Annotated in this window: 18 protein-coding genes; 12 read left to right on the forward strand and 6 right to left on the reverse strand. The window is 70.6% G+C overall.

The features are described from left to right. Window positions 1-75 precede the first annotated feature (75 nt). From EAO76_RS09925 to EAO76_RS09955, 8 genes are all read left to right on the forward strand, one after another. Window positions 76-342, forward strand: coding sequence for a hypothetical protein (locus EAO76_RS09925; protein WP_148835342.1), 267 nt, complete (start codon window positions 76-78; stop codon window positions 340-342). Window positions 343-374: 32 nt separating this feature from the next. Further along, window positions 375-566, forward strand: coding sequence for a hypothetical protein (locus tag EAO76_RS09930; protein ID WP_148835344.1), 192 nt, complete (start codon window positions 375-377; stop codon window positions 564-566). 103 nt (window positions 567-669) lie between these two features. Continuing rightward, window positions 670-1,881 (forward strand): hypothetical protein, encoded by a 1,212-nt coding sequence (locus tag EAO76_RS09935; protein ID WP_148835346.1) that lies wholly within the window; start codon window positions 670-672, stop codon window positions 1,879-1,881. Between the two features lie 27 nt (window positions 1,882-1,908). After that, the gene (locus EAO76_RS09940; protein WP_148835348.1) at window positions 1,909-2,157 is read left to right on the forward strand and encodes a hypothetical protein; all 249 of its coding nucleotides are present in this window, start codon (window positions 1,909-1,911) and stop codon (window positions 2,155-2,157) included. Beyond that, complete coding sequence (locus EAO76_RS09945; RefSeq protein ID WP_148835350.1) at window positions 2,154-3,161, forward strand: hypothetical protein; 1,008 nt, start codon at window positions 2,154-2,156, stop codon at window positions 3,159-3,161. The genes EAO76_RS09940 and EAO76_RS09945 overlap by 4 nt, the downstream gene beginning before the upstream one ends. A 28-nt stretch (window positions 3,162-3,189) precedes the next feature. Beyond that, entirely contained in the window at window positions 3,190-3,663 is a 474-nt protein-coding gene (locus EAO76_RS09950) for a hypothetical protein (protein ID WP_148835352.1), read from the forward strand. Further along, a complete protein-coding gene (locus EAO76_RS44440; RefSeq protein WP_187438520.1) occupies window positions 3,663-4,787 on the forward strand; it encodes a hypothetical protein in 1,125 nt (374 codons plus the stop codon). Before EAO76_RS09950 ends, EAO76_RS44440 begins: the two co-directional genes overlap by 1 nt. A gap of 117 nt (window positions 4,788-4,904) precedes the next feature. Next, entirely contained in the window at window positions 4,905-5,126 is a 222-nt protein-coding gene (locus EAO76_RS09955) for a hypothetical protein (protein WP_148835354.1), read from the forward strand. 226 nt (window positions 5,127-5,352) lie between these two features. Here the strand turns inward: EAO76_RS09955 and EAO76_RS09960 are convergent, their stop codons facing one another. From EAO76_RS09960 to EAO76_RS09985, 6 genes are read right to left on the reverse strand one after another with little or no spacing between them, the layout of a single operon-like run. Then, window positions 5,353-6,336, reverse strand: a complete 984-nt coding sequence (locus EAO76_RS09960) for a glycosyltransferase family 4 protein (RefSeq protein WP_148835356.1) — start codon at window positions 6,334-6,336, stop codon at window positions 5,353-5,355. Window positions 6,337-6,340: 4 nt separating this feature from the next. Then, window positions 6,341-6,892 (reverse strand): hypothetical protein, encoded by a 552-nt coding sequence (locus tag EAO76_RS09965; RefSeq protein ID WP_148835359.1) that lies wholly within the window; start codon window positions 6,890-6,892, stop codon window positions 6,341-6,343. Continuing rightward, the gene (locus tag EAO76_RS09970) at window positions 6,871-7,707 is read right to left on the reverse strand and encodes a hypothetical protein (protein WP_148835361.1); all 837 of its coding nucleotides are present in this window, start codon (window positions 7,705-7,707) and stop codon (window positions 6,871-6,873) included. The genes EAO76_RS09965 and EAO76_RS09970 overlap by 22 nt, the downstream gene beginning before the upstream one ends. 19 nt (window positions 7,708-7,726) lie before the next feature. Beyond that, a complete protein-coding gene (locus EAO76_RS09975; protein WP_148835362.1) occupies window positions 7,727-8,974 on the reverse strand; it encodes a hypothetical protein in 1,248 nt (415 codons plus the stop codon). Beyond that, entirely contained in the window at window positions 8,971-9,759 is a 789-nt protein-coding gene (locus EAO76_RS09980; RefSeq protein WP_148835364.1) for a hypothetical protein, read from the reverse strand. The genes EAO76_RS09975 and EAO76_RS09980 overlap by 4 nt, the downstream gene beginning before the upstream one ends. Before the next feature lie 26 nt (window positions 9,760-9,785). Beyond that, window positions 9,786-11,558, reverse strand: coding sequence for a major capsid protein (locus EAO76_RS09985; RefSeq protein WP_187438521.1), 1,773 nt, complete (start codon window positions 11,556-11,558; stop codon window positions 9,786-9,788). Between the two features lie 158 nt (window positions 11,559-11,716). Here EAO76_RS09985 and EAO76_RS09990 point away from each other — a divergent pair, with 158 nt between their 5' ends. From EAO76_RS09990 to EAO76_RS10005, 4 genes are all read left to right on the forward strand, one after another. Continuing rightward, the gene (locus EAO76_RS09990; protein WP_148835368.1) at window positions 11,717-12,016 is read left to right on the forward strand and encodes a hypothetical protein; all 300 of its coding nucleotides are present in this window, start codon (window positions 11,717-11,719) and stop codon (window positions 12,014-12,016) included. A gap of 1 nt (window position 12,017) precedes the next feature. Further along, window positions 12,018-13,799 (forward strand): phage portal protein, encoded by a 1,782-nt coding sequence (locus tag EAO76_RS09995; protein ID WP_148835370.1) that lies wholly within the window; start codon window positions 12,018-12,020, stop codon window positions 13,797-13,799. Window positions 13,800-13,868: 69 nt separating this feature from the next. Continuing rightward, window positions 13,869-15,263 (forward strand): hypothetical protein, encoded by a 1,395-nt coding sequence (locus EAO76_RS10000; RefSeq protein WP_148835372.1) that lies wholly within the window; start codon window positions 13,869-13,871, stop codon window positions 15,261-15,263. 205 nt (window positions 15,264-15,468) lie between these two features. Then, a complete protein-coding gene (locus EAO76_RS10005) occupies window positions 15,469-16,062 on the forward strand; it encodes a class I SAM-dependent methyltransferase (protein WP_148835374.1) in 594 nt (197 codons plus the stop codon). The last annotated feature ends 16 nt before the right edge of the window (window positions 16,063-16,078 follow it).

A 16,078-nucleotide genomic window follows, 5' to 3' on the forward strand; every position in this document is an offset into this window, starting at 1 on the left:
CCCTGACCGGCCGGGCCGCGACACCTCCCCCCGCGCGGCCCGGCCACCCCACCCCTTCAAGTTCGAGGAGAACCCATGCAGAACACCCATGCCTCCACCGAGCCCTGGGCCAAGGGCGTCATCGCCCGCTACCTCACCGACGCAGGCAAGGCGCTGACCGACCCGACCATCACCGTCGACCTCAGCGAGGACCCCGACAACAACGGCGCCACCGGGATCTGCCGCGGGTGCGAGACCACCTTCAAGGACAGCAGCTACATCTGCCGCGACCGGGCCACCGGGCGCCTCTGGGCGCAGGAGCACGCGGAGAAGTGCCGCGCTCTCCCGCGCCCCGCGCAGTAACCACCCAGCCCCTCACCCAGAAGGACCCCGCCATGTTCGGCAAGTGCAACCGCACGACCACGCCCATCCCCGCCGCACAGTCCGACCAGTACCGCCTGAAGAGCACCGGCCAGCGGGTCACCCTCCTCGAACACCTCAGCGGCGGCGACGTCCGAATCGCCATGGACACCGAGCACATCACGCGGGACGCCATCGTCAGCGCCCGCGACATCACCCCCGCCTGACCAGCACCACCGCCCCGGCATCCACGCCGTGAGGGCGCCGGATCGGATCCGGCCCGGGGCACTCAGCACCACCACCCGACCACCGCCGGACTGGAGCCACCCCGTGTCCACCACACCCACCAAGAAGGACATCGCCCACAGCGCCCCCGTCCGTTCCCTCACTACAGGGCAGATCACGGTCCTCATCATCGCCACCGTCCCGATGGTCACCGCAGGAGGGCTCGGAGCCTGGGGCACCTACAGCAACGTCAAGACCGTGTTCCCCGACAACGGGACCGCAGCCGGTGTCGTTGCGGCCGGGGAGGGCGCGACGTTTGTCCTCGCGCTCGTGTACGTGCTGCTGACCCTGCTCGGCCAGACGGCGCCGGCCCCCGTCCGCCTGGGCCTGTGGCTCCTGCCCGCCGTCGCCTCGGCGACCGGCGCCAAGCTCGCGGCGACCACGACGGAAGCTGTCGTATACGCCGTCACACCGATGGCGATGTGCGTCTCGGCCGAGGGCATCGGTCTCGTCGCCCGCCGGGTCGTCGTCTACTGCACTGGTGTCGACATGGAGGCGCAGCGCCGCAACGCCGACTTGATGCGCCGGATCGCGTACCACTCGGCGCGGTCGGAGCGGCACCCCTGGGAGCGGGTTCAGAAGTGGTCGGCGCTCAAGGCGTGGCGGCTCATGAGCCGGGCCGGGGCCGGTGACGCGCAGCTCGGCTCAGACCTCGTCGCAGTCCAGCGAGACCGACTCACTGAGGGAGCAGATACCGCAATGTCGGCCATGCTCAAGGGCTGCCCTGAGCCGACCGCAGTGATCCCGGTGAGCCTGCCCGCTGAGCCGGTCCGTCCCGCCCTTGAGCCCGCCCCTGAGCCGGGGGTTGAGCCCGCCGGTCCCTGTGAGCCCGACGCCGAACTCACGGACGAGCCGCATGAGTCCCCGGGCGAGAACGCCCCCGCTTCCACCCCTCCTACCGAACCGGACCACGCCGACGACAAGGCATCTGACCAGGCATTTGAGCCTGAGCCCGTCTTGAGCCAGTCCGAGCCCACCGCCACCCCCGACCCGGGTGAGCCGCGCCCGACCTCTGAGCCCGACCCGGATCCCGACAGTGAGCCGCAGGCGAAACCCCACCCGGCCGACGACGAGCCCACCACCGTCCTGAGCCGCGAGGAGCAGCAGGTCCGCACCCTGGCTCACCACCTCCGGATCGGCGAAGAGCTCACCAAGACCACCGCGGCTCAGCTCCTCGGCGTGAGCCCGGCCACCGCCGGCCGACGGCTCAAGGTCGCCCGCGACCGGATCGGCGAGGGCACCGGCCTCTACCTGTAACCAGCCCCGAACCTGAAGGACCACCCGATGACCACGACGACGTACTACGCCCCGAGGCCCCGGCCGGCCGACCCGCGGCAGACCCTCAACACCAGCTGCTCCACGACCAGCAGCGACGTCCGGGACCTCCTCGGCGTCGACCTGCCGGACGGATACACCTGGGCCCACCGCCCCACCCTCACCACCACCCACGGTGACCCGACCACGCCCGGCCCCGACGAACGCCGCGCCCGCGCCACCATGATCCGCGCGATCGACCGGTGGGGTGCGTCATGAACGACACCACCGAGGCGCAGACCGACGAGACCGAGGCCCCGGAGGCGGAGGGCGAGCGCCCGTTCCGCGTGCGCGATGTCTTCCAGGTCCGCCGACCGGCCACCCTGGAGACGGCCGAGGAGCCCTCCGCCGAGGAAACGGCCCCCGCGGCACCGCCTATGCCCACCGAGCCGCCAACCACCCCGGCGCCCCAGGTAGGGCGGGAAGCCCGCACCGACAACCACCACGTCCCCAACTGGTGGGACCAGGACAAAACCCAGCTGACCAGCCCCATGCCAGCCGCCGACGGCGTGAAGTGGATCAACGGCGTCCCCCATCACGTCCCGGCGCCGGCCCCCCAGCCCGCCGCCGAGCAGCCGGACCCGAAGAAGGCCAACGCCGACAAGTGCCTGCACCTCTCGCTCCTGTCGCTGAGGGACGAGGCGGACAAAGGCGACGGCGAGGTCGTCGCCCGGCTGTGCCTGGACTGCAACCTCAGGCTCCCAGCGACGGACCCGGGGCCGCAGCCGGACTGCGAGCACGAGCAGCGTCTTGAAGCGCGCTCGGAGAGCGGGCGGCTGATCGGCTACGTGTGCGCGGCCGAGGGCTGCGGTGCGCGGCTGTCGATCGAGGAGGTCCACGGGAGGGCCGGCAAGTGGCTGCGCCCTGCCGCGCGGTACTACCCGCGCCTGCGCACTCCCTTCTCTCCCAAGGCCACCGAGACCGGGGAGGTCAAGCCCGCGCTGTCGCCGGGGACGCTGCGGCTGCTGGCCAACGCGGGGGCGGCCGGGGTCGGGTACTGGCTGGGCCTGGTTCCGCTGATCGGTCACGCGATCGAGGACTGCGGGCGCACGACGTCGATCGGCGGGGCGCTGACCCTGGGCGGGGGGCTGGTGCTGTTCATCGCGCACGTCTGGGACCGCAAGACCCGCCACTGGAACCTGCTTCTGGCGTGGGGCGCCCGGATCCCGCTGGCCTCCGCGATCACCGCGCTCGCCCTGTACGCGCCTGCATCACAAATCTGACATTTCTTCACTAAAAGGGAAAGTTTTCATGCTTGAGCACATCGAGACAGCGCAGGCACTCGCGGCGGGCATCGAGGGCGGGAAGATCCTCGGTTCGGTGGGGAGCGGGGGGCTCGCGATCGGGCTGACCGCCGTACTCGTCACGGGGATCAGGGAGCCGAAGAAGGGCGGCAAGGTCCGCCGCAAGCTGAGCCCGACGGAGGCATCCGTCGTCGGCGTCACGGCGGGCACCGCCTACATGGCGGCAGGGTCGATCTGGACCACGGGCAAGGACCTCTCCGAAGCGTTCTCCGCCATGTTCACCCAGGGCGACTTCGGGTCGGCCGGACTCGGCGGGGTCAGCCTGTTCCTCGCCGCGATCATGTACTTCCGGGAGATGCGTCCCGGGTTCGCCGCGCTGACCGGGATCGTGGCGGCCGGGGTCTGGTCCCAGGCCGGGGGCATCTGGGGCCTGCCGGAGTCCGTGATCCTGACCACTGCCGGTGCGCTGGGAGCCTCCTGATGGGCGTCCAGGAGGCGGCCGCCGAACTCCCGCCGCAGGATGACACGGAGACCGCCGAGCGCCCCCGGCTCACCCTCGTCAAGGAGCCCGTCACCGAGGAGACGACGGAGCCCGCCGTCGAGGAGGAGGGGCGGGGTAGGGCGGCCGAGATGTGCGCTGAGCTGGCAACCTACCTGCCTACCCCCCGGAATCTCGCCGGATTGATGACCGSGGTCGGGGAGGGGTCGGCCGTCCTGCTGGGACGCGGCTGGGCCTGGATCCGGGGCGAGGAGGGGTGGGACAGCGACTCCGCGATGAAGGCCGGCGGGGTGGTACTCGTCGCCTACGCAGTCGGCCGGAGCCTGTTCGCCTCGCTCGGTATCTACACCGGTTACGTGATTCCTCCCGCGATCGTGGCGTGGTGCCTGGTGGCCCGCCAGCACACCGAGTTGGCCGCCGCCGTCCGGGTCGCGACCCGGGAGGCGAAGGACGCCGAGCGGGAGCGGCTGCTGGCCGAGGCCCGGGCGGACGTCGCGAAGAAGGCGAAGGCCGCGGCGGAGGGCAGGATCAAGGCAGCTGCCGAGCGGCGCCGGGCCGGGACAGGCGCGGAGGAGGCCACAGGCGGCAAGGACCAAGCCACCGAGCCCGTCGAGGAGGACCAGGACGAACAGGTGGAGGACGACGATCTGACGCTCGACGACATCGCCGCGGTCATCCGGAGAGTCGCTGCCCGCCACCCGCACCACCTCGGTGTCCACCTCTCCGACCTCCTGCCCGAACCCGAGCTGGAGGGGTGGGAGCAGGTTGACCTCAAGGCTGCGCTCAAGGACGTCTGGCTGCTGCCGGTCACCTCCTTCAAGCTCACCTTCCCGAAGGCACCCGCACGGACCCGCGACGGGGTCCGGCTGGAGCACCTTCCGGCCGCCCCCGTGCCCCCCGCTGGACCGGCCGGGGAGGGGGCTCCGCAGGGCGCCCCGGCGGGGGCTGAGGAGGGGCCCCGTCCGGTGTCCGCCGGGGGGTGCCCCGGCACCCCGTCCGAGGGCCGCTCCAGCACCCCCGCCAGCACCCCGTCCAGGGCGGCTGGAGGGGCGCCGCTCGACCCCTCCCCGACCGCGGCCCTGGCCCCCTCCCAGGGGACCCGGTAGCCGGGTAGTCGTCGCAGGTCAGCCCGCCTACCTACCGCCGCCTACCGACCGCCTGCCTACCCGCCTACCGGCCCGATCCCAGCAGGGGAGCGGGCCACTGAACCCGAGGAGAGAGACATGGCCACTACCACCTACTGGACCTGGATCGTGGAGTGCGACGAGCCCGGCACGGGACGCCGCATCGCTTCCGAGGGCGAGGTCCTCGCGCCCCTGGACGCGACCGAGCAGGAGATCCGCCAGCGGCTGTTCCCGGACCTGACCGCGGAGCTCCAGCGCCGGTACGGCGCGGGGTTCCAGGTCGAGGATCTGGCCCCGTCCTGCCGCTTCGACCGCAAGTGAGCCCACCCGCCTGACGGCTGCCCGATCTGCCCGTCTCGCACGGGCGGTGACGGGGAGCCGGCCGCCCGCGAGTGGGGCAGCCGCTGACCCGCGACACGGGGCGCCCGGGACCCCGTTGTCGGTCCCGGCCCGTACCGTGGACGGCATCCCATCCGCGCTTCATGGCTGCGGCGCGCTGGACCCAGGGCCCCTCTCAAGCTGCGCTCGGGAGGGGCCTCTCCACGCGCTACGCCGGAACCGGAACCAGCGCGGGCACCAGGCCCTCGACCGCACGAACCCAGTCTTCCAACTCAGGCTTCGGGTCCAGGGCCGTAGCACGCCGCAGAGACGCCGCCGACGCCGCGTCCCACGCCCCTGGAGCCCCCAGCAGCTCCCGGAGCCGCACCACCCACCGCGCTGGCGCGTCCCGAGGCGTGAAGGTCCCTGCCTCGCCTAGGCACTCCACCAGGCCCGGCGTCGGCGCCGCCATCACCGGGATCCCCGACATCACCGCCTCCGCCGCGACCATCCCGTACGACTCGTACACCGACGGCACGAGCAGCACCTTCGTCTTCGCCCACACGTCGTCCCGCATGTTCGTCGTCTGCGGCACGACCGTCACGTTCGGCGAGTGACCCCACGTGATCTGCTCCCCGTGCCCGCCCATCACCCCGAGGAACGGGACGTCCGGGAACGCCCTCGAGAGCTTCTGGAACACCTCAACGCCCTTGTGCCTGGACAGGTTCACCAGCGTCACGTGATCGCCCGGGGCCGTCGCGTGGTCCTTCGGCCACACCGGAGGGTGCACCACCATCCACGCCCCGGCCTTGTGCTCGTACTGGGCGGCGATCCACTCGGTGTTGAACACCGTCAGGTCCGGCCTCGTGGCCAAGATCTGCTTGTTCATCCCGAACGTGTTGTGCTGGACGAAGACGGACTTCGCCCCGATCCGACGCGCCGCGAGGTTCGCGTGGGTCGCGTTCTGATGGTGGGAGACGACGACGTCCGGCCGGTCGACGATGACCTGGGCCGTGGCCGCCGACACCCCCGCACGGGACAGGCACCGGATCCCGTCGTACTCGAAGGATGGCGGCGCTTCCGGCATGTCCGAGACGACGACGGTGACCTCGTGCCCGGCGTCGGCGAGGGCCCGCATCATGGCGTGGGCCATGGTCTCCGAGCCGGCCATCCGGTACGGCGGGTAGTAGTGCACGTGCGCGTGGACTCGCATTGGGCTATCCCCGAATCTTCCTGGGTACTGCGCTGAACTCGATGACAGAACTGATGCAGCCCCCCTCGGGGCCGCGTGTGTAGATACGGGTCGGCTCAATGGCGTACGGCTGCGCCCCGTCGCAGCAGACCATCGCGTCGAAGAGGAGCTGCTCGTCCCACGCGCCGAGAGCGGCGGCGACGGTCATCTCCTCGCAGTCGAGATCCTGCTCATCCCCGGGCCAGCAGCGGGAAATGCCGGCCTCCATGGCCCAGCGCTCCTCCCAGCGCGACCCGCACGGCACCCCGCCGAAACCGCGCTGCTGCGACTTCGGGAGGAAGTTCCGCTGCCGGACCCGGATCCACGCCATCCCGTCCCCGTCCGGGCTCGTGGAGTCGCAGTTCTGCGGGGTGTACGCCGCTGCGCCCGACCGGACCCAGCAGCACGAGCAGACAGGCCGGTCCGACTCGGCGAGACGGTCGCAGAGGCACCGGAGGAGATCCCCGACCATCTGCTCCGCCCGCCGGTCGCCGTTCTCCCCAAGGACCGTCCGGCTCACGGGAGTGCCCTGTGACATTCGCTCGCTCCTCGGTAAATCCACTGGGGACGGTCCAGGGTGCGGACCTGCGCGGTCCGGGCGTGGTTCTGCGGGTTCACGAGGGACACCCACGCATCAACGGACCCGATCCCGAAGCCCCCGGCCGGCACCTCGTACGTCACTCCGGCGCGCTGGATGCGCTTCGCTCCGACGAGGCTCCGGCACTGCCCGCCGCAGAACGACTGGTAGTACGCGCAGGCCAACTCCGAGACCGCCCGGATGGCTTCCAGGGACCGCTCGGGGTTGATCCCGCGGAGATAGCGGACGCAGAAGCTCCCCTGCTCCCCGCACGGCACGCGCATGTCCTGGTTGTGGGGCCAGCAGCCGTTCAGCCGGGCGAGACCGCCGCGGCTGTCCAGGTGCCAGTCCACGCCCTCGACGAGGACTTCCCCGTCGACCGTCACGGACAGGATCTCGTTCACGGGCCCGGGGAGCCGGATCGTGCAGCCGATCTCGCAGTCCGAACACGCACACCCGCACCCGGCGTTGTAGATGCTCCCGCCCGACAGGTACGGGCGCAGCACGGCACGCCCCCTGCCTGCTGGCCGGCAGTGGGACGGGCCGCAGGGGCGCACGAGGTCCTCGCAGAGCCCCCAGAGCCCCGCCGTCCTGGACTTCAGCATCTCCCCGGCGAGCCGCTGCGCCTTGAGCGCGCGCCGCTGTTCGGGGGTGTAGTCCTCGGGCGGGGTCTCCGGGGGAATCGGCCACGGGGACGGCCAGGTCTCGCAGCAGAGATCCGGGTCCACGGGCCACGGACGGCAAGCGCACATGTCACCCGGTGCTTGCAGCGCCATCGCGCTTACCTCCTTGCCGTCAGCCGGAGTACGGATCCATCGGGACGTCCGCGACAGTGCACGTCCGCTCCCGTGTGGCTTCGGCCCGGTACGAGCAGACCCGGTAGCGGCCGGGGTAGCGGTAGACGTGCGTGGCGTCCACAACTCCGGTGTCCCCCGCGTCCGCTTCGGTGGTCTCCCGATCACCCCAGTCGATGACGACGTGGCCGGCGGCCTGCGGCGGCAGGACGACCGTGGCCGCGATCCGGTTGGGCTCCTCGGGGGTTGCTGCGCCCGTGATCGCCATGTCCGGGGCGTCCGACGGGAGCGGGAGGGTGATCTCCTTCTCCGAGCAGACGACCGGGTCTTCCTTGTCGCAGACGCGGATGGTGACCGGGGCGCCGTACGTGGTCTCCGCGTACTTGTGGGAGACCGCAGCGAGGTCACCGACCTCCTGCACGGGAGATCCGTCGCCCCAGTCGACCAGGACGGGGCCCAGGCCGTTGTTGTCCGCGGCGAGGCGGACGGTCATGCGGGTGAAGTCGGCGGGGTCGGCGATGATCGAGAGGGTCGCCGGGTCCGGGATCGGGCGGGGGACCTCGATGCAGTCGCAGTCGGCCTCCGGCGGCGGGAGGGTGACGATGCCCTCCCAGTACGGCTCCTCCTCGTCCGGGTCGAACGGCTCGGGGAGTCCGCTGGGCATGCCGTCGGTCAGGGTGATGTTGTACGGGCCCCTGCCCCAGCGGGTACGGGTCTTGGTGCGCCCGGTGAAGACGAATGCCACCTCATCCGTGCCGCCCATGGTCAGGTCGCCGGGGGTCGCGCCGGTGATCCACGGGTACACGCGGTAGTACCACTGCCCCTCGGCCTCGGACTGGCCCGAGCAGGCGTCGGACTCGCCCATGGAGCGGGCCCACACCTCGATGGCGTATCCGGCGGAGCAGTCGATCCGCTGAGTCCCGAACCGGCCGATGGCCTCGCCGGAGCTGTCGCGGGTGATGCGCGCGGCGGGGTTCATGAAGCTGAAAGCGTCGAGGTTGATTTGCGACCAGGTCGCTTCGATGGTGTGGTAGTTGACCTTGTCGCAGCCGACCTCGGTGGCGCAGGCGGTGCCGTCGAATCCGGTCTGGGTCCGCGGCTCGGCCTCCTCGACCTCGGGGGTGTCGGTGATCGTGGCGATGCATCGGCTCACGACGGCGTTGCAGTCGCCATAGACAGGGCGGCCACAGGAGTCGACGCGGGTAATGCGCACGACCTCCCAGGCGCCGGGGATCATGCAGGTGGTCACGGTGCTCCTCCCGGGCAAGCAGGGACGGTGATGGTCGCCGCGAGGCAATCTGCCGTCAGGACGTAGAGGCGCTCGGCGACGGCAGAGCGCTGGTTGGTGCGGGCGTCGAAGTCGGGGGTGGCGACGATCGCGGTGCGCCAGATCCCGACTTCTCCGGTGACGAGGAGCGTGAGGGTCTCGTCACCGGGCTCGCCGGGATAGCCGCTGCCGACGACGATCCGAGTTCCCCAGACGGTCTCCAGCCGGTCGCCGGTCCGGGTCAGCAGGTGGTTCGCCGCGAGGACCGGGAGGTAGCGGGTGGGGACGTGTAGAACCGGGGCGCCCGCGTAGTTCTTGGCCGCGTGAGCTTCGAGCTTCCCAAGAGCGCAGTCCGGGGTAGGGGCTTCCCCGAGGTCGACGAGGTCGGGCCGGGTCGTCTGCTGCTCCCAGAAGACGGTCTCGGCCCGGTGCTGCTCCCCGCGTGCGAGGTGCGCGGTGGCCCGGTCCTCGGCGTCGAAGTTCGGGGACACGCAGACGACGCCCGACGTGACGAGGAAGGGCGCGCCTTCCACGGGGACAGGGGCGTACGGGGTGATCTCCTTCTCGCCGTCGGGGCAGAACCCCTCGAGCGATCCGGTGTTGAGGTCGCACATCTCCGACCAGTAGCGGACGCCGTGCTGGTAGGCGGTCGCGGGCGCGCCCCCCGCCGCTTGGACTGCGAGTGAGAGCAGTCCGAAGGGGCGAGGGGCGGCGGTCGGAGCTGCGACCTCGTAGCGGGGCGTGAAGCCCTCTACGGCGGTCGTCATCTCAGTACCTCGGCTCTACGGTCGGGTCAGCGGCGGCGGGGGGCGACGCGGAGCTGCTCCGGGGCCGGGGTCGGGATGAACGGGGTGCACTCGGAGACGACTTGACCACCGCTGACACCGTTCGCGCAGAGCGGGACGGTGAAGCTGGCGGCCTGTCCGCAGCGGCGGGCGATGGCGTAGAGGTCCTCGGCGAAGAGCCGGATCTCCTTGTTCGCCTGGATGAGGGCCTTGTCGTGGACCATCTCGAGCTGGACGGACGGGCCAACGATGTTGACGAAGGTGCCCGCCTGGAACAGCAGGAACGTCATCGAGGTCGGGTACTGGGTGACGGCGGCGTCATCGCGCAGCCACTCGTCCTGCCAGCCGCGCACGAACTGGGGCCGGATCCCGCGGAGCAGGAGGTAGTTGATGACGTCCTGGTCGGTGGCGGCCCAGCGGCCCTCGATGGCGTTCTTCTTGGTGAGGTCGGCCCGCAGGACGGAGAGGACCCACAGGGGGAAGACCGCTTCGAGGGTGGTCGTGAAGGCGAGGCGGCGGCGCTCGCGGATCCGGTGCGCCTGGAGCTCGATGAAGCTGAGGAAGCTCTCGATGAGGCCGGGGCCGTGGTTGCCGTACTCGCTGAGGTCGGTGTGGGCGCCGGACTCGCTCGCGATGGAGTCGACGATCTTCTGGATGCGCTGCCCGTTCAGGTGGTGCTGGTGGGCGATGAGCAGCTCCGTCACGGCGCGCTCGACCTGCTCCGGGGCAACACGGGACTGGATGATGCCCGTCTGGAGGCAGTAGGAGCAGCCTTCCAGCTTCGCCTCGTCCCAGCCCTCGGGGCACGGCAGCTCGACGCACGGCTTCTCCAGGTCGTAGCCCTGGTTCATGTCGCCGTCGGAGAAGCAGAACGGGGTGTACAGCGCGGTGTAGTCCGGGGTGGTCGGCCACATGACGCCGCCACGGGAGGTGACGAGGGTCGGGAGGTCCAGGAGGCCGTCCAGGGACCCCTCGACGGGGCACAGCTCGTCGCGGATCTCCATCGGGGCGCACCAGGCGTAGCCGGTGGACAGGCCCGGGATCGGGGTGGAGGCGGTGAGGCTCTGGCTGCGCTTGAGGAGGGTCGCGGCGAGGGACTGGCCGAACTGGGCGTGCTCGTTGGCGACCTGGTCGATCTTGTGCCAGTCGGCGGCCTGCTCAGCGACGTGGTGGGTCTCCGGGACGACACGCTGGAGCGAAGCGAGCTGGATGCCCTTGTCGGTGACGCGGGCGGAGGCGCGGCCGGCGCGCTCGGTGATCGCGGCGGACAGGGCGGCGAACGAGGGGATGTTCGTGCCGCTGTAGTGGCCGGGGAGATCCGACGAGGCGACGAGGTTGAAGCGGTTGAGGTAGGACGCGCTGCTCGAGGACCGGGAGGCACCGGTGCTGCGCCGGGCGGGCGGGACGGCCGTGGATGCGGAGATCACCTCGGCGCCGGAAGCGGTGGGGACCTCGGTGGAGTTGATCCGGGCGGCGAGAGCAGCGGCAGCGGCCTTGCGGTCGGCCTTGGCCTTCTCATCCGCGAGGAAAGCGGTGCGGGCGTTGATGGCGTCAGAGACGTCGGCGAGGAGGCTGATCTCGCGGAGCTGGTCCTCGGTGACGTCATCGGTACCGTCGAGAACGCCGGTCTTCTCGCGGACGGCGGCGGTGAGGGCCGTCATGTCGACGTGCCCGGAGGAAAGGAGGTCGGCGAGGGTGCCCTTGCGGGTCTCGGCCTGCTCCTCTTCGGTGAGGCTGGTGTCGATCTCGCGGAGGGCGGCGAGGACTTCGGTCAGGTCCATGGGTGGACTCCTGGTGCGCGGAAGGGTCATTGACGACGCCTGTCCGGCCCTCAGCACCAGCGACATGCGGTTCCAGGATATGACACTTGGTCTCATATAAAACCGGGTCACGTATGGGACTGGGTCACGAAAGGGCGCATCCCGCCTATCCTGGGCGGGTGATATCACATTTCGGGTTCTATCTGCTGGCGGTTCTTTCGTCGTGCCGCCTCAACCGGCTGGTGGTCACCGATGTGATCACTCACCCTCTCCGCGCCTGGCTCGAGAAGCGGTCAGGGTTCCTGGGCCGGTTCTTGTCGATGCTGGTGTCCTGCACGTGGTGCGTCGGGGTGTACACCGCCCTGGCGTGCGCGTCGTACGTCCACTGGGCGGTCGGCTGGGACTGGTCGCTGCTTCCGCTGACATCGTTGTCGATCGGGTGGGTTGCTCCTGTCCTTGCCGGATGGATCGAGGATTGAAATGACAGGTGCTCCCCAGCGCCGGCGCATTGTCCGGAAGTGGAATCTGCGCGCGTCCGGCAGAGTCGAGCGCCCCCGCCCGGGCGGGATTCTCCCGGTGCGCGGCGGCGGCCAGACGCGGCCGTGGGAGCTGTTCCGGATGGTGCCGGAGCTGGGCTCGGCGCTGAACCTGATCGCGGACTCCACATCGCGTGCCGACCTGTACGTGGCGGAACGGACGCCAGAGGGCCTGGTCCGGTCGACGGACCCAGAGGTCGTGAAACTCCTGGACCCGGTACTGGGTTCGTCGGCGACGCAAGGGGAAGCGATCCGTCGGCTGTCGCTGCTGCTGGAGGTGACCGGCGAGGCGTACCTCGTCCCGACCGAGTACGGGTACCAGGTCGCGAACCGGACGGAAATCTCCACAGTCGGCGGCACGGTCGGGGTGTGCGTCGACCAGGACGAGGTGCTCCAGGCGACGGGTGACCCGCTGCGGATCTGGTACTCGGACCCGGAGCGGTCCTGGCTGCCGTACAGCGTCGTCCTCGCGATGGAGCCGATCCTGGAGAACATCGCGGCGATCCAGGCGCGGATGCTCGCGGTGTCAGAGTCACGGGCGGCCGGCAACGGGCTCGTGGTGATCCCGGACGAGCTGAACGTGATCACACCACCGGCGGGTGGCCCGGAGACGGGAGTGAACCAGCCGGTAACGAACGACGTGGCCGGCGCGCTGGAGTCGGCGATGCTCACGCCGATGGGAGACCGCGGAGACGTCTCAGCAGTCGTGCCGCTGCTCCTGTCCGGGCCCGGTGAACACCTGTCGAAGATCGTCCGGATCGATCTGTCCTCGCCGCTGGACAAGGATGCCCCGGCACAGCTCGAACTGGGGCTGCGCCGGATGGCGGTGTCGCTGAGCGTCCCGCCGGAGCTGGTGACGGGCCTGGGGGCGACGAACCACTGGTCCGCAGCGACGATCCGGGAAGAGGCGGTCACGACGGCGTTCGAGCCGCGCGTGGACGCGCTCGCGGATGCGCTGACGCACTGCTACCTGCGCCCACAGCTCACGAAGCTGGGCCTAGACCCGACCCGGTACGTCGTGGCGTACGACCTGACGGACCTGAAGGTGCGCCCGGACCGGTCGGCGCAGGCGGACAAGGCGCACGACGCGGGCCTCCTCACGGACGAGGCGTGGGCGCGCCACGTGGGCTTCGAGGTGTCGGACATGCCGACAGGGTCGGAGCGGACGCGGTTGCTGCTGGAGTCGGTGCTGCGCCGTGATCCGAAGACGGCGGTGTGGGTGCTGCCGGCGCTCGGGATCGACGTGGAGGTCCCGGAGAGTGCCGGTGCTGCGCCTTCTGGTGTTGAGACTCCCGAGGACGCGGAGACGTTCGAGGAGTCGGCAGGAACGGAGCCGCTGGAGAGGCCAGTGACAGCCGGGCTGGACCCGGAGGAAGCGCTGCTCGCCGCGGTGGAGTCAGCGGTCCTGCGGGTCCTGGAGCGCACAGGGAACCGGTTGGTCGGCCGGGCCCCGAGAGAGATGCGCGCGGATCTGAAGGCGGTGCCCTTGACGGCAGTTCACGCGCACTTGCCTCCGATGACGGTGGACATCCGCGACAGGGCGCTCAAGGGGGCGTTCGACACCTGGGACGTCCATCTGCCGTGGCTCGCCCCGGTGGTGCGCTCCTACGTGGAGCACCTGATGAACTCGCAGCAGCCTCATTCCCAGGAGCTGCTCCGCGAGGTCATCGCGAAGATCGATCTGGCCGCGCTGCTGGCGGCCTCCAGCGAACAGAGGAGTTCCTGAATGCCTGTTTCGGTGAAGTTTGATGCCCCGTGGGCTGACCGGGGACGGCCGTGGGACGGCGCGGAGGCTGTGGCGGCGCTCCGTGAATGGGCCACGGTCGACGGCGAGCTGGACGAGGACCGGCTCGCGCAGGGCTACGTGTGGCGGTCGGACGGCCCACCGTCGGACTGGTCGCTCCCGGTGGCCACAGCCATCGACGGCGAGCTGACGCTGGTATGGGACGGGGTGACGGCCGCAGCAGGGGCTGTGCAGGGCGCCCGCTCCGAACTGGACCTTCCCGAGGACGCCATGGCGGAAGTCCGGGGCGCCCTGGAGCGGCTGTACGAGCGGGCGTCGGAGGTCTTCGACGACGACTCGATCGAGAACGCCCCGTGGGACCGCGACGACGACGCGGACGAGGGCGGCTCCGTGGGAGCTTCACTGGTGGCATCGTTGTCGGCGTCGGCCCTGCAGCGGGCAGTCGCGGGGCGGGAATGGACTCCCCCAGCGGCGTGGTTCGCTGCGCCCGACGGCTCCCAGACGGAACTGGTGTCCCCGGAAGGCCGGGTGTCCGGGTACGTGGCCCGGTGGGAGGACATCGACGGAGAGCCGATGGTCCACGCCGGGTACGCGGCGAACGGCGACGTCCAGCGGGTGCCCCGCGGCGGGTCGTACGGCTACTTCCACCAGGCGAACGTGGTCCTGACGCTGGACGACGGGACGCAGGTTCATCCGGGGCTGCTCACCACGGACATCGGGCACGGGAACGCTTCGGCGCCGGCGGATGCGCAGGCCGCGCACTACGACAACCCGCGCGCTGCTGCGGCGGCGGTGATCGTCGGCGAGGACGACACCGGGATCTGGATGTCGGGCGCGGTGCTCCCCGACGTGATGGAGGACTCAGCACGCCTGACCCGGCTGCGGATGATGCCGGTGTCCGGGCACTGGCTGACAACGCGCCTGGGGCGTCCGGCGGAGCTGATCGCGGTGACCGCGGTGCCGCACCCGGGGTTCCCGCAGCGGACGGCGACGGACTCGTACGAACTGGCCGCGTCGATCGCGGCCGCGGCCGGCTTCCACGCGATGCTGGTGCCCGAGGGTGCGCTGGAGCGCATCGAGGGGAAGCTGGACGCGCTTCTGGCGATCCTGTCGCAGGATCCCAGCGAAGAGACTCCCGAAGACGCTGCTCCGGTGGAGGAGTTCCCGGAGGGCGTCGACGCGGAGCTGGTGCACGCGGCCCTGGCAGTACTGGAGTCGGGAGACCTGAAAGCGGCTATGACGCTCCCGTCGGGTGTGGAGCTCCCGAAGTGCCTGTCGATCCTGGCGGACTTCCTCGAGGGGCGCGGGTCGTCGTCGCAGCAGTCCAGGGCGGCCGCGGTGAAGGCGGCCCAGGACATCTGCAAGTCCCCGGAGACGGTCAATTCGACGGTGCGCGCCCGTGCGTGCCGTCTGGTCCATGAGGTCAAGGCGAAGGGTGGCCGGTGATGGGTTGCAAGACGTGCGGTGGAGGTGGCCGGGCCCGTCTGAGCGCTCCGGCCGCGACGGGCGGTATCCGCGGCGGCAGGTCGCGGCGCGCCCTGGGCTGGGTGCACGTGGCAGTGGGTGGTGGCGCCCGTACGCCGTACGCGTCAGAGGCTGAGGTAGATGCCGCGATCCGGCTGTTCGGCGGGACGAAGGAGGAGAGCAAGTGATGCAGTTCGAGGACGTCCTGACGGCGTGGGACGGCGCCGAGGCCGGGGATATCCACCCGTTGTGGACAGTGTCGGAGGAGGCGTACTGGCGGTCCGGGTGGGACCAGGTCTCCGAGATCGCGGAGTACGCTCGCCGGGGTCAGCCGGTCGTGGACTTCGGTTGCGGCAACGGCCGTCTGACGGGCCCCCTGGCGGAGCTGGGCTTCGACGTGATCGGCGTGGATGCGTCACAGGCGATGCTCGACGCGGCGAAGGCCCGGCTGAACTTGATGGGTGTGAAGGCGCGCCTGGAACTCTCCGACGGTCTGGACCTGTCGAGGGTCCTCGGGAAGAAGCGGGCAGCCCTGGTCGTCGCCCGCGCGGTCCTGATCCATCACGCTCCGGAGGACGTGGAGCGGCTGCTCCGGTCGATGGTGAGGGTCCTCCGGAAGGGCGGGGTGATCGTCGCGGATCTCCCGGTCGGGTCGGGCGGTGTCCGCAAGTCGTGGATCGACGTGACCTGGTGGGACCCCCAGGACCGGGCGAAGATGGTGTCCTCCCTGGGCCTGGAGTTCATCGACCAGGGTGACGTCGCGGTCATGCGGAAGAAGTAGCCCCGGTCCGCAGGAA

This window comes from Streptomyces sp. sk2.1 (assembly GCF_008120935.1).
Taxonomy (GTDB): domain Bacteria; phylum Actinomycetota; class Actinomycetes; order Streptomycetales; family Streptomycetaceae; genus Streptomyces.